General features: G+C 48.6%; 10 protein-coding genes. 6 read left to right on the forward strand and 4 right to left on the reverse strand.

Annotated features, from left to right (window positions below; translation table 11 throughout):
• The first annotated feature begins 127 nt into the window (after positions 1-127).
• Positions 128-2083, forward strand: a complete 1956-nt coding sequence (locus tag B5P39_RS18340; protein WP_088212555.1) for a methyl-accepting chemotaxis protein — start codon at positions 128-130, stop codon at positions 2081-2083.
• Positions 2084-2230: 147 nt separating this feature from the next.
• Here the strand turns inward: B5P39_RS18340 and ovoA are convergent, their stop codons facing one another.
• The gene (gene ovoA / locus B5P39_RS18345; RefSeq protein WP_088212556.1) at positions 2231-4330 is read right to left on the reverse strand and encodes a 5-histidylcysteine sulfoxide synthase; all 2100 of its coding nucleotides are present in this window, start codon (positions 4328-4330) and stop codon (positions 2231-2233) included.
• Positions 4331-4669: 339 nt separating this feature from the next.
• Here ovoA and B5P39_RS18350 point away from each other — a divergent pair, with 339 nt between their 5' ends.
• Positions 4670-5065: a hypothetical protein gene (locus B5P39_RS18350; protein WP_088212557.1), complete on the forward strand. Its 396-nt coding sequence runs from the start codon at positions 4670-4672 to the stop codon at positions 5063-5065.
• An 8-nt stretch (positions 5066-5073) separates the two neighbouring features.
• Here B5P39_RS18350 and B5P39_RS18355 read toward each other — a convergent pair whose 3' ends face one another.
• Positions 5074-5271, reverse strand: a complete 198-nt coding sequence (locus B5P39_RS18355; RefSeq protein WP_088212558.1) for a hypothetical protein — start codon at positions 5269-5271, stop codon at positions 5074-5076.
• A gap of 367 nt (positions 5272-5638) precedes the next feature.
• Between B5P39_RS18355 and B5P39_RS18360 the strand changes: the two genes are divergently transcribed.
• From B5P39_RS18360 to B5P39_RS18375, 4 genes are all read left to right on the forward strand, one after another.
• Positions 5639-6478 carry a PfkB family carbohydrate kinase gene (locus B5P39_RS18360; RefSeq protein ID WP_088212559.1) on the forward strand — a complete coding sequence of 280 codons (840 nt, stop codon included), beginning with the start codon at positions 5639-5641 and terminating at the stop codon, positions 6476-6478.
• A 304-nt stretch (positions 6479-6782) separates the two neighbouring features.
• Positions 6783-8240 carry a sensor domain-containing diguanylate cyclase gene (locus B5P39_RS18365; RefSeq protein WP_088212560.1) on the forward strand — a complete coding sequence of 486 codons (1458 nt, stop codon included), beginning with the start codon at positions 6783-6785 and terminating at the stop codon, positions 8238-8240.
• A gap of 118 nt (positions 8241-8358) precedes the next feature.
• Complete coding sequence (locus B5P39_RS18370; RefSeq protein WP_088212561.1) at positions 8359-9054, forward strand: MOSC domain-containing protein; 696 nt, start codon at positions 8359-8361, stop codon at positions 9052-9054.
• A 36-nt stretch (positions 9055-9090) separates the two neighbouring features.
• Positions 9091-9447, forward strand: coding sequence for a DUF4870 domain-containing protein (locus tag B5P39_RS18375; protein ID WP_011621077.1), 357 nt, complete (start codon positions 9091-9093; stop codon positions 9445-9447).
• A gap of 81 nt (positions 9448-9528) precedes the next feature.
• Here the strand turns inward: B5P39_RS18375 and B5P39_RS18380 are convergent, their stop codons facing one another.
• Together B5P39_RS18380 and B5P39_RS18385 are read right to left on the reverse strand one after the other, a co-directional pair.
• On the reverse strand, positions 9529-11445 hold the full coding sequence (locus tag B5P39_RS18380) for a methyl-accepting chemotaxis protein (protein WP_088212562.1): 1917 nt from the start codon (positions 11443-11445) through the stop codon (positions 9529-9531).
• Between the two features lie 303 nt (positions 11446-11748).
• Complete coding sequence (locus tag B5P39_RS18385; protein ID WP_011715511.1) at positions 11749-13398, reverse strand: electron transfer flavoprotein-ubiquinone oxidoreductase; 1650 nt, start codon at positions 13396-13398, stop codon at positions 11749-11751.
• Positions 13399-13429: the final 31 nt, after the last annotated feature.

The following is a 13429-nucleotide window of genomic DNA, read 5'->3' on the forward strand; positions in this document are numbered from 1 at the left end:
TTAGGGAGTTGCGTACTGAATAAAAAAATGGCCTCACTTGGTCGAGGTTTCAATCTTCACCTATAGTTTTAACGGTAGTTGTTTTGCCTGCAATTATGGAATCTTGAGTGCGACAAGGAGTGTCTCCATGGGATTTACGCGTAAAATTCAATTGATCAGTTTACTGATTGTCCTCTTGCCGCTTGTACTTGCGACAGCGATAGTCACCTATCTTGCTAAAAATGAACTCTTTGCCGAGGCTCAGTCACGTTTAGTGGCTGTGCGGGAAATTAAGCAGCGACAGATCAATGGCATGTTCCAAGATTTCTCCGATAACTTACAGTCCGTTAGTGCGGTGATCGCCAGTCAGCCGAATTTAGAAACCCTGAGCGATTTAGACTCAACGCTCAAATCCCTCAACAAGCTGCTGGGTTTTTATGATCTTTTTATCATCTCCGATGACGGTTCGGTTTTTTACACTGTGGCGAAAGAGCCTGATTATGGCACTAATCTGCGTACCGGCCCTTACCGAACTTCAGGACTGGCTCAATTGTTCGATAAGGCCTCTGCAACTTGGGATACTGTGTTTTTACAGGACTTCTCCGCCTATGCGCCATCGAATGGACAAGCGGCCGCCTTTATTGGTCAAAGCATTCAGTACCATGGACAGCGCATTGTGGTGGCGGCGCAGGTGTCTATTGAGCGAATTAACCGCGTGATGCAAATCCGTGAAGGGATGGGGGATTCGGGTGAGACCTATCTGATAGGTCCCGACAATCGAATGCGTTCCGACTCCTTTTTAGATCCTAAAAATCGCACTGTATCAGCCTCTTTTGCGGGCACAATTGCCCAAAATGGGGTTGATACCTTGGCGGTCAAGGCTGCGTTAGCTGGGCAAGAGGGAGTTATGCAGATATATGATTACAATCATAATCTAGTGCTATCAGCCTACTCGCCTGTTATTGAAATGGGGCTCAAGTGGGGCTTAATGGCCGAGATTGATGTGAGTGAAATCGCCGCGCCTGCCTACCATATGATGTATATCGGGCTGATGGTGTGTGCTTTGTCTGTGGTACTTGCGATTGCGGCGGCAAAACTCGTGACCAGCTTTGTACTTAAACCTCTGGGCGGTGAGCCCGAGGATATGTGCCATTTGACCAGCCTTATCGCCTCCGGGGACTTAACCCATAGTCTCTCCCACGCCCATGCCGATAATCATTTAATGAGTTGGCTGGCGAGAATGCAGACCAAATTAAAGGAAATTATTAGCCAATTGGTGGGGATGGGCCATGAGTTAGAATCCGCCGCAGAGCAAAACTCGGCGGCAATGAGCCAAGCCGACAGCAGTATTCAGATGCAGGCCAGAGAAACCGATATGTTAGCCACGGCCGTGGAGGAAATGAGTTATGCCGCCGCAGAGATCAGCACCAATACCATGAAATCTTCCGATGAGGTTTCTTCCTGTACTCAATCGAGTGGCATTCTCTCGCAGAATCTGGCGAGTACCCGCCAAAGTTTACAGGTGACGCTAGCAAGCTTTGCCGCCATTCATCAGCAGGTCGGTAATCTTGAGGCCGATAGCCAAAAGATCGGCAGTGTTCTGGATGTTATTAATGCGATTGCCGAGCAGACCAATCTATTAGCCCTCAATGCGGCGATTGAGGCTGCCAGAGCCGGCGAGCATGGTCGTGGCTTTGCTGTAGTCGCCGATGAAGTGCGGCAACTCGCCGTGAAGGTGCAAGAGGCGACGCAGGATATTGGAAAGGTATTGCAAGGCATTCAGCAGCAATCGGCTGTGTTGGCGCAGCATAGTGTGACTTGTTCATCTGAGGCATCTAAAACCGCAGAGGATGCCGAAGGCATGCAAGCGGCGGTGGATGATATTGCCAAGCGGCTCGATACACTCAAAGCCTTAATGATCCAAACGGCAACGGCTGCGGAGGAACAAACCACAGTGTCGGCGACGATTGCTCAGGGGATTGCAGGGCTCAGTGCGGCGGCGGAGGAAAATAGCGCGGCCATCAGCCAAGTGGCCGCCAGTACTCGCAGCCTGTTAGGGCTTGCAAACCAACTTGGTTTAACAACGGCTCAGTTTAAGGTCTAGGACGCTGTGCTAGGCATGAGTAAGCAGTGCCTAGCATTCGCCGTTCTTGCAACTGGATGACTGTTATTACTGCGCCGTTTGTTATGCATCCGCCAGAAAGGATTATCTGGCGGATTTTTCTTTAGGGCGGCTATTAATCTTGCAAAACTAACGCTTACGCCAGATCGTCATCTCTGAAATCGAATGCTGGAATTTACGCTTGGTTTCGCGAATAACGAAGGGGATTTCTTTCACCGCAACCAGTTCAAATTGGCCTATCAAGGTTTCGGTTAACCCATCTAAAGTTGTGAAGTTTTCTCCTTTGACTTTAATCCCCCCAAGCCATTTCTCCTTTGGCGTGTAGTCTTCGAGCCAAGTATAAGGTGAGGCGATAACCAGATATCCCCCTTGATTGATGCGTTGCCCAATATTGGTGAGGAAGTGTTGCGGGTCGTTCAATCTGTCGATTAGATTTGAGGCGTAGACCAAATCATATCCTGTGTAGATTGGTTTGAGATTGCAGGCATCCCCTTGGATAAAATTGACTTTTTTGGCTTCGCTAAGGTATCCCAGCTTAGCAAGGCTGGCGCTCTTTAATTCCTGTAAGTCTCCCTCGGTGCGAATGGTGTAGCGTTTTTCGCCTTGCTCGGTCAGGGCGTAAGCCTGCTGGATAAAGCGCGCCGAAAAGTCGATGCCATCCACGTGGTCGAACACTTTGGCTAACTCAAAACTAGCACGTCCGACTGAGCAACCTATATCTAAGGCTTTGGTGGTGTGCTCGAGTTGGATTTCGTTGAGTGCCTGCTGCACCCCGTTGACGCAAAAATTCGGCACACCAAAGTACTCGGCGCCATAGTGGAATTCTAAATACTGGGAAATCAGTTCATCGGTTTCGTACACATTAACCTCGGCCATCTGTTCTGGATTTTGCAACGACTCGACGTAACGGAATCCGGCATGTTGATAAAAGTGACGCCTAAAAGCATAGCGTGAGGCTGCAATAGCTTCATTGCCCGTTGAAATCCACGAACCACCTTTAATCAGATTGTGTTTGCCATCGAAGGTAGGCGTTGAAAAATCATCGTAGAGCGGATGTACGGCAAAACCATTAAAACCGTCGATAGCGGTTTCGGTCCATTGCCAGACATTGCCGACAATGTCATAAAAATCATTGTGTTTAAAGCGGTTCACTGGGCAGGAAGAGGCGTAATAAGCCAGCGAGATATTGCCTGGGACTTCATGCCAATCGGGGGCATCGCTCGGTACATTTTCCCGCAAGATATACCATTCTGCTTCGGTGAGCAGGCGAATATTGCTCTGACTTTGGCGCGCCTTCCAATTACAAAAGGCCTTAGCTTCGAGTTGATTGACTTCGACGGGCCAATTGAGCGGCAAAGGGATTTCGCTGGTGAGGTTACGTTGCCACCATTTATCATCGCGGCGGCGCCAAAAGCGTGGCATTTGAGCTTGGGTATACGCCAGCCAAGCTTGGCCTTCCTCATTCCAATAGTCTTGGGTTTGATAGCCCCCCGCTTCGACAAAGGCTAGGTATTCTTCATTACTCACTAAGTACTTTGAGGCTTTAAAGTCGGCGACTTTAAAGCTCTTGTTACCGTATTCGTTATCCCAGCCATAGGTGTTGTCTTGCTCTTTTTTACCTAAGGTGATTTTTTTACCCGCCACGGCAAGTAGCTGATTTGGCTCGGCACTGCCAACATCCTGACATTCTGGCCAGTGGGCATTGGCACTCACATCCTCTAATGGTAGCTGGCGAATAATGGCGGAAGAGGTCTCTAGGTGAATGCGCTCGTGTTCTATGCCCATCAAGATGACCCAAGCGGGGCAGTCTTGGCTGATCGGTAGAGTGATTGGCATGCTATCAATCAGTTGATTGACGACCTGTTTGACTTGCCCCCGATACGTTTTTACCTCAGCGACACTTGGCCATTGATAGTGGTTTTCGTCGAGGTCATCCCAAGACATTTCGTCCACACCGATGGCAAACATAGATTCAAAGTGATCATTCACGCGTTCATCGAGATACTTACCCAGCTTGAGTTTATTGATATAGAAAGTGGCAGTATGGCCAAAGTAAAAAATCAACGGATGACGCAGTGGTTCGGCTTTGACGTAATAAGCTTGGTCGTGCCTTATCAGCTCGAAGAGGGATTCATAGAGTGCCCAAGTTTGATTGAAGTATTGTTTAAGCTCTTGACGTTTCAGCGCCTCATTCTCACCCGTAAGTTTGAGTGTTTGCAAAACTGGCATATTCGATTTCTCCATAGGGCAAGCTGGTGCCATAGTGGTGGCTATGGGTTGTCAGGCTCAATACGTGACGCGGGTTTATTGGATCACTCTATCAACAAAATGTGGCAGTTATTGAGCTGTTTTTTCAAGCTAACAGAAAGTCAGCATGGCTCCAATCATTAACTCGAAGTACAGCATATGACCTTAACCGCGCCATTTTTATTGCAGTTATGTGGGTTACAGCCTGAGGGGAATTGTCTGCAGAAGGTTAAAATTATTTTATCCCTGACCAGTATTTTATCTGCCAAGGTTAAGGCAGAATGTTCTCGTCCGTAAAATTATTATGCAGGATATAACGGGATGGTAATGAACGCATTATGGATACCCGCTTGGTATGAGCTTGATCCGTCGATCGTTGTGGGCGTGACTGAAGAGTTTGTATTTCATAAACCCGCTACCAATGAGGCACTGAGATTTTACAGCGGCGCGAAAGAAACTGATGCCGTGAAAGCGACAGGCGCAATTTCAAGCATTCATCACAAAGTATTGGGGGATATTGAAAGTGTTGATGCTCAAGGGCTTGATTATACTGTTGTGTTAAAAGATGGTCGTCGTTTATTGGTGAACGCAGAGGAAGATCCTGGCCTCATTTACGAATGGGTGGATGACAGTTGGCAACCTTCGGAGATGGTGATCCAAGATTGGCAGCTGGATGTAAAGTTTACCTCGCTTTCACCCTTTAAGACGGTCGATTAACGTCAGTCCTATTTTTCGGAGCAGTTAGGCTCATAATGTTGAACCGACTGCTCCTCAAACAACACTTGTAGTAACTGATATTCGTGTTGAATCTTCGCGACATAAGCATCATGAAATTCCAACTCGTTAAATTCCTCTAAGCATTCGCGATAGCGGCGGAGTTGTTCTTCACCATCAGTGTCCCTATGTAGCCATTCCATTAGCATACAAATTCCTTCAGTTTTTCATCCTTGAAGAATCAGTTTAACCTTTTGCTAATCTAATAAAAGGTTGAATCTTGATGACATTTTTATGACTTAGCCTCTGAAATAGACACTTTAATGAATATTTTTATTATTTTTCATGTGGTTATTTTTGATTTGTTTGCGCTTCTTAGTGTTTCAGTGTTCCTTTACTGAATTTGGTTATAGTCAAAGTCTTACAGCCAAAGCCTGTTTAAGCTGTCATGCGCTGGTACGGCTTATTGGCTGATGAGATTGTGCCACCCTGCGTTTTGGTCTAGATTGAGGGCTCTTTTAACCGAGTCTTCGCCGAGAGTTCGCGCGGTCCGTTTTTTCATTATGGAGTCCTGTCATGGCAAATATTTTGCTGGTGGCCAATCTTAACTGTGACCGAGTGTTGATCCTTGATAAGCCGCTGAAAACGGGCGGGCGCTTTCATTATCAAGATGGCGGACAAAGGTTAGGTGGTGGTGGCGCCAATACTGGTCTTGGACTGGTGTGGGCGGGCCATAGGGTTGCCCTCGTGAGCCAAGTCGGGCGGGATGAAATGGGCGACTGGGTCATCGCTGAAGCGAGTACTCAAGGGCTAGATTGTCGTTTAGTGCAGCGCCGCGCGGGAAATACCTGTGAAATGTTGCTGGTGATGACGCCCGATGGTGAGCGCACCATCATTCGTCCGCAGCGGCCTATTTTTGAGTTATCGGTGCCGCCTAAATGGCAACACTGGGATGCGCTGTATTTCAATACTTCGGCTGAGGGCACGGTTAGTTGGGCGAAAACCGCACTTGATCACTGCCTTGTGATCGCGCAGCTAGCGAAGGATGACAGACCGCGCCCTTGCCACGTGTTGCTAGCGTCCGTGAGTGATATGCATGGGCGCTGTGATGTCGCCTCGTGGGATTATGGCGTGAGCATTGGCGGAGAATCATTACGCTATTTTGTCGTCACCGATGGTGTGCGCGGCGCTAAGGTGTATACCCGAGATGATGTGCAGCATGTCCCGGCTGTGCCTGCTGAGGTTGTCGATACCACTGGGGCGGGAGATGCCTATGCCGCAGGGCTTATCCATGGATTATGCGCGGGAAAAACCATTACCCAAGCCATGGCCGAAGGTGCGACTTGGGCGGCATTTGCCGTGGCCACCGACAGTTCTATCCCTGGCGATGCATTGAAGCAGTATTTAGAAGCATAAGTTGGGAGATAAATAGCAGGGCATAAAAGGGAGTCATCTTTCTGTCATCTGGGCTTGATAGAGTGTGCTCAGTGACGAATAGCTCTTGTCCCTTAACGTTTTCTTGTGCTTTTCTCCCATTTTGTTGGTTCGCATGTTTGCCCCGTTTCCCCAACGGGGCATTTTTTTAGCTCGAATAATGTTATTCCGTTACCGAACGTTCATATTGTGGAAATATTGTGCGGTCGGCAAGGGATTACGTTAACATTCAGGCAACGCATCTCGTTGAAATAAAATAATAAGCCTGCCGTTGTTGGAGTTGGAAATGGGCAATCACGTTTGGAATGATAAAAAGAAGTTTATTTGGCTACTGTCAGTGCTGTTGCTTGTGGCCTTTTTAGTCACCAGTGGCATTAGTTATAAAGTGGCCCACGACTCCTTGAGTCAGCAGATTGAGAGCAATACTTTACCTCTAACCAGCGACAATATTTATTCAGAAATTCAACAGGATCTGCTGCGTCCCATCTTTATTTCCTCGCTGATGGCGCAGGATACCTTTGTGCGTGATTGGATGTTGAATCACGAGCAAGAGCCCGAAAAACTGGTCCGTTACCTCAAAGAAATTCAAGAAAAATACGATACAGTCACCAGCTTTTTTGTCTCTGAGCAGAGTCGCAACTATTACCATTCGACGGGGATATTGAAGAAAATCCAAGATATCGATCCAAATGATGCCTGGTATTTTCGCGTACGTTCTTTACCCGAGTCAGAGCATTACGAAATCAATATCGATTCAGACACCGCGGATCGCACTAAGACAACCGTATTTGTGAACTATAAAGTGTTCGATTTTGAAGGTAAGTTTATTGGTGTTACTGGCGTTGGCCTTGCGGTTGAGAAGGTCAAGGCATTGATTGAACTCTATCAGAAGCGCTACAACCGTCGGGTGTTCTTCACCGATAGACAAGGTCGTGTCACGCTCCATGGTGATGAGTATGATGGTGCCGATTCGTTGCAAACCAGCGTAGGGCTTGAGCAACTCGCTACGCGGATTTTAACCAGCCCAAGTGCGGCCTTTAGCTACCAACGCAACGGTAAAACCGCCTACTTAAACAGCCGTTTAGTGCCTGAATTTAAATGGTATCTTATCGTAGAGCAGGAGGATGCGCCGCAGGAGCAAGAGCTGCTCAATACCTTTTGGGGTAACTTAGCCTTAAGTTTACTGGTGACGATTGGGATTTTACTGATTTCAAACATGACCCTAGGTCGTTATCAGCGCAAACTTGAGGTCATGGCTTCAACCGATAAGCTCACTGGGGCCGCTAATCGCCAAGTGTTTGAAGAGTATTTCCATCAGGCATTAGAGAAGGCCAAGTTATCCCAAGCGCCGATTTCCATTCTGCTTGTCGATATCGATCATTTTAAGAAAGTAAACGATAGCTATGGTCATAGCATTGGTGACTTAGTACTAAAAACGGTGGCTAACCTATTAAGGAGTCAACTAAAAACCCAGGATGTGCTGTGTCGTTGGGGCGGTGAGGAATTTTTGATATTAGTGCCTGAGCAGGATTTAAGTCAGGCTGCTGAATTGGCAGAACAATTTCGCGATTTAATCTCCCAACGGGAGCTTAAAGTGAATGGCGTGCACATTGCTATTACTGTGAGTATTGGGGTTGCCGAATACCAAAAACTCGAGCCTGCGGAAGATTTGATTAAGCGAGCGGATCTCGCACTGTATCAGGCGAAAGAAGCGGGGCGCAATCAAGTAGTTCTCAATCAGTAGTATGCTGCTTTGATGGCCGAATCTGCCAAGGGGATAGTTTGGGCTCACTGCCGCGTTTGAGTGGTTAAGCCGTTCGGGCAGAGGTAGGTGACGGATAGCGATGATGTAGGAGTAACAAATGTCGACCTTATTGGTAAATAGATTATCGGGTTTGTATTTAGGGGCGGTTCTGCAAGAGATTGACGGTGTTTCTACTGGTATCGACGGTAAAAAATCGGCGCAGGAGTTGCGTGTGAATGTCGACCGTGTCGAAGGCGATGCGCAGGCCGATCCTAAGCACCATGGCGGCCTCGACCGAGTATTGCATCATTTTCCCCGCGAGCATTATGGTCAGTACCGTCGCTGGGATTTAATCACCCAACTCGAAGATGCGCCGAGCATGGGGGAAAACATCAGCACGGTTGGTTTGAATGAAACCGAGGTCAATATCGGCGATATCCTGCAAATCGGTGCCGTCACAGTGCAGGTGACTCAGCCGCGCTCACCTTGCTTTAAATTGAACCTGCAATTTGGCCATAGAGACTTCGCCCTCGCCATGCAGCAGAGTCAGCTATGCGGTTGGTTTTACAGAGTATTAACCCCAGGCGTGATTCATCTAAACGACAGGATAGAATTAGTCGAGCGTAAAACCGATATCAGTGTCGCCGAAGCCATGGCGTTGTACTTTTCACCTGAATACGATGCCAAAGCCTATGATAGACTCGCCTCCTGTGAAGGGTTGGCACAAAGCTGGGTGAATAGCCTGCAGCGGCGCTTAGCGACACAACAAGTCGAAGATTGGCAGATGCGCTTGTATGGGCCAAAAGGTAAATAAACTTTATTTTTCAAACGATAATACAGGGAAAGTGTAATGATAGAGTCAGTGACTAAGAGTGAAAGAGATTTTGGCTTACTGGTGTATGCCTCCAGTTTAATCGGTTATTTAGTGCCATTAGGCTCGATTCTCGGACCGCTGATTATGTGGTTGATGAAGCGTGAAGAGTCGGCTTTTGTCGACCAATGCGGCCGTAGTTGCTTGAACTTTAAATTAAGCCTGTTGATCTATGTGATTATCAGCGGGCTGTTAGCCTTTGTGGGCATTGGGTTTATCTTTTTGATCATCCTCGGCATTCTCGACTTAGTTTGCACTATCCTGGGGATCATTAAGGCGAGTGAAGGGCAAGTGTATCGTTATCCGCTGACGATTAAGTTCCTTTCCGATAACTAATCGCTTTTTACGCTGAGTAATAAAAAACGCCTTAGGGAGAATTCGCTAAGGCGTTTTTGTTTGGTTTTAACCTACCAAGGCTTACACCTTAAACTTCGCTACTAAGGTGTCTAAGCGATGGGCGAGTTGGTTTAGCGCTAAGCTCGCCTGTGCCGCAGCCTGTGCCGTGCTGGCGGTGCGCTGGGTGATCTCGTTAATTTCGGTCACGTTACGGTTGATGTCTTCCACCACGGTCGATTGTTCTTCCGTCGCTGCCGCCACCTGAATGTTCATATCGCTGATCAGGCCAATACGGTCGCTAATGCCTACCAGAGATTGACTGGCTTCATCGACGGCGGCCACCCCTTCGTGGGAGCGCGCACGGCTTTGGGCCATGGCATTCACCGCTCGGCTGGCCTCGGATTGCAATTTGTCGATCATTCCTTGGACTTCGTTGGTCGATGCGGCGGTGCGCGATGCCAGATTACGGACTTCATCGGCTACCACGGCAAAGCCTCGTCCTGCTTCACCGGCACGGGCTGCTTCAATGGCGGCGTTCAGCGCTAACAGGTTAGTTTGCTCAGAGATCGCGCGGATCACATCGAGAATGCCGCCAATAGACTTGGTATGAGTCGCGAGGGATTCAATCACTTCACCGACTTGTTCCACATCTTGGGAGAGCTGATTGATGGTATCCCGAGCACGGGTCACCACCACTTGGCCGCTATTGGATTCGGTATCGGCATCCTTGGCCGCAACAGCTGCTTGGGCGGCATTGCTGGCGATTTCATTTACCGTGGCGCCCATCTCGTTGATGGCGGTCACTACCATCATAGTGCGATCTTTTTGCTCATGGCTGTCTTCAAGGGTTTGCTGCGCCTGATTTGACACATCCTTCGCCGAGAAGCCGAGTTGTTCGCTGGTCTGCGCAACTTCAATCACTGAGTCTTGGATTTTGCTGATAAAGCTATTAAACCCTTGTGCCAGTTGGGCAATTTCATCTTCGCCTTTAACGGGGAGGCGCTGACGTAAATCGCCTTCACCTTCGCCGATATCACGGAACATGGCCGCCACTTGTGCGATAGGGCGGCTTACCGAACCGGCCACCACAATCGCCAGCATGATAAAGCCCGCGGCAATGATTAAGGTCCAAATTAAGATCTGGTAGGCGGCATCCGTCAGTAGGGCGAACACTTCGGCTTCGGGCACTTGTGCCACTAAATACCAATCCATGGAGGGAATATAGCTGCTGGCTACGAAAGTGTTTTCACCTTGGATTTGGGTATCGATCAGGTTGAAGTCGCTACGATTGAGCAATGAGCTGATATTCGCGCCCGAGTACAAGCTCTTGAGGCTGCTTTTACCAATTTGACTGGCGTCGGGGTGCAGTTTTACCTCACCTTTAGCATCGACTAAGTAGACAAAGCCGGTTTCTTCAATCTTAAAGGAACCCAGTAGACGCACCATATCATCGAGGGATTTGGCGAGGCCAACGAGTCCGCGGCCATTAGGTTGCTGATAGTTGATAAAGAGTTTTACCTCGCCATTGGCTTCGGTAAACACGTTAAGCATCCGCTCTTGGCCGCTGTCGCGATAACCGAAAAACCAACCATCCTGCGCTGGGGTGAGTACACGTAAAAAACCATCCTGAGTGTAGTAAGCGGCGGTTTGTCTATCGGCGTAGGAGGCTTGGGCCAAGTGATATTGGTGGGTGATGTCCTTCAGTTGGGCAACGACTTGCGGTTCTTGCTCCTGCGGACGACCGTTTTCAAGCCATTGCAGTAACATGCGGCTGCTGGCGAGTTGCTCGGCGGCATTCATTAAGCTCGAAATATCTAGCTCAATCTTATTGCGGATCTGCATCATTAAGCTGGGCATTTCCGACCCGAGCATACGCTGCTGTACCACGCTTTTAGCACTACGTTGGCTGAGGACGCCCACGAGTATGGTCGACAGCAGCACAGCAAATGTCACTGTCAGCAGGATTTTCTGCTTAATAGTAAGGTTATTCAATATCATAAATATCAATATGCCTGTGTTAGACGTTTAGAAATATCGGTCGACGTTTTCTAGCCAATAACAAGTATCGGACAGAAATGTTAAAAGTTAACCTTTGTTTAGGTCGAATGCCGAATAAAACAGCGTACAAGACATTTATTGGGCCTAACCTGTTGCTCTTGCGGTAGATCTTGTTATGTAGAGTATAGATGGAAATGAGTTGCTGATTTGAAGCATGTGATTTTTATGGCGTAATTGTGACCAAAGTGTGGCGTGAAGGCAAGCAAAAATAAGGCGCTCAATGAGCGCCTTATTCCGTTTAAGTTACATATTCGGGTAGTTTGGACCACCGCCGCCCTCGGGCGTGACCCAAGTAATGTTTTGACTAGGGTCTTTAATGTCGCAGGTTTTGCAGTGGATGCAGTTTTGCGCATTGATCACAAACTTAGGCTGGCCTGCTTCTTCAACGATTTCGTACACGCCAGCAGGACAGTAACGCTGGGCGGGTTCGTTAAATTGCGTCAGGTTTATCCCGAGCGGGATGCTGTTATCTTTTAAGCGCAGATGGCAAGGCTGGTCTTCCTCATGATAAGTGCTCGACAGGTAAACTGAAGAGAGCTTATCGAAGCTGAGTTTGCCATCGGGCTTGGGATAATCAATCTTGCTGTAGGCACTGACAGGGGCCATTTGTGCATAGTCTGGGTGCTCATCACGCAGAGTGATGGGGAACTTACCGCCGAACCAGTTTTGATCTATGTAGTTAAATGCGCCGCCGAGGAAAGTGCCAAACTTGTGCATTGCTGGGCCAAAGTTGCGCGACTTATACAACTCTTCGTGTAACCAGCTTTCTTCCAAATGGGTTTGGAAACAATCCAGATCTTTACCGCCTTCAACCTCGGCCAGCATCGCTTTGGCTAAGGTTTCAGCCGCGACAATACCGCTCTTCATGGCGGTGTGGGTGCCTTTGATCTTGGCAAAGTTTAAGGTACCCGCATCGCAACCAATCAGCAGACCGCCGGGGAAACTCATCTTCGGCAGTGAGTTCAGACCGCCCTTAGTGATTGCGCGAGCACCATAGGTCAAACGCTCGCCGCCAGTTAAGTATTTGGCGATGACAGGGTGAGTCTTATAACGTTGGAACTCATCGAACGGGCTTAAATGGGGATTCTTGTAGTTGAGGTCGATAATCAGACCCACGGCAATTTGGTTGTCTTCCATATGGTAAAGGAAGCCGCCACCCGATGCGCCATCGGTTAGTGGCCAACCACCTGTGTGCACCACTTTACCTTGCTCGTGTTGTTCGGCGGGAACTTTCCAGATTTCTTTAAAGCCTAGACCGTAATGCTGTGGTGTCTTGCCATTATCTAAGTGGTATTTCGCGATCAGCTGTTTGCCTAAGTGACCACGGCAACCTTCTGAGAACACGGTATATTTGGCGTGTAGTTCCATGCCGGGCATAAAGCTGTCTTTCGGCTGGCCATCGGCACCGACGCCCATATCGCCAATCAGGATACCCTTCACGCTGTTATCTTCATTGAAGAGTAGTTCGCTGGCGGCAAAGCCTGGGAAGATTTCTACGCCGAGCGCTTCGGCGCGGGTCGCGAGCCAACGGCAGAGGTTACCCACGCTGACAATATAGTTGCCTTCGTTGTGCATGGTTTTAGGCACAAACGCATTGGGCATCAACTTGCTGTCGGTGGCGGAGTTGAGTAGATAGATTTCATCGTGGGTCACGGCGGTGGTGACAGGAGCGCCTGAATCGCGCCAGTCGCTGAATAGTTCATCTAACACACGTGGTTCGAATACGGCGCCAGATAGAATGTGCGCGCCCACTTCGGAGCCTTTTTCAACCACGCAGACGGTAATCTCTTTACCTGAACTCTGTGATATCTGCATCAATCGGCACGCAGTGGCCAAGCCAGCTGGGCCTGCGCCGACGATAACAACATCGAATTCCATTGATTCGCGTTCCATCAGTTCACCTCTTCCTTCGCATATCCCCGAT

This window comes from Shewanella sp. Shew256 (genome assembly GCF_002196695.1).
In the GTDB taxonomy this organism is placed as follows: Bacteria; Pseudomonadota; Gammaproteobacteria; order Enterobacterales; family Shewanellaceae; genus Shewanella; species Shewanella mangrovisoli.

Coding starts and splice junctions, on each gene's coding strand:
- B5P39_RS18365 (WP_088212560.1), top strand. CDS start 6,783: ATGGGCAATCACGTTTGGAATGATAAAAAGAAGTTTATTTGGCTACTG.
- B5P39_RS18375 (WP_011621077.1), top strand. CDS start 9,091: ATGATAGAGTCAGTGACTAAGAGTGAAAGAGATTTTGGCTTACTGGTG.
- B5P39_RS18355 (WP_088212558.1), bottom strand. CDS start 5,271: ATGCTAATGGAATGGCTACATAGGGACACTGATGGTGAAGAACAACTC.
- ovoA (WP_088212556.1), bottom strand. CDS start 4,330: ATGCCAGTTTTGCAAACACTCAAACTTACGGGTGAGAATGAGGCGCTG.
- B5P39_RS18360 (WP_088212559.1), top strand. CDS start 5,639: ATGGCAAATATTTTGCTGGTGGCCAATCTTAACTGTGACCGAGTGTTG.
- B5P39_RS18340 (WP_088212555.1), top strand. CDS start 128: ATGGGATTTACGCGTAAAATTCAATTGATCAGTTTACTGATTGTCCTC.
- B5P39_RS18380 (WP_088212562.1), bottom strand. CDS start 11,445: ATGATATTGAATAACCTTACTATTAAGCAGAAAATCCTGCTGACAGTG.
- B5P39_RS18350 (WP_088212557.1), top strand. CDS start 4,670: ATGGTAATGAACGCATTATGGATACCCGCTTGGTATGAGCTTGATCCG.
- B5P39_RS18370 (WP_088212561.1), top strand. CDS start 8,359: ATGTCGACCTTATTGGTAAATAGATTATCGGGTTTGTATTTAGGGGCG.
- B5P39_RS18385 (WP_011715511.1), bottom strand. CDS start 13,398: ATGGAACGCGAATCAATGGAATTCGATGTTGTTATCGTCGGCGCAGGC.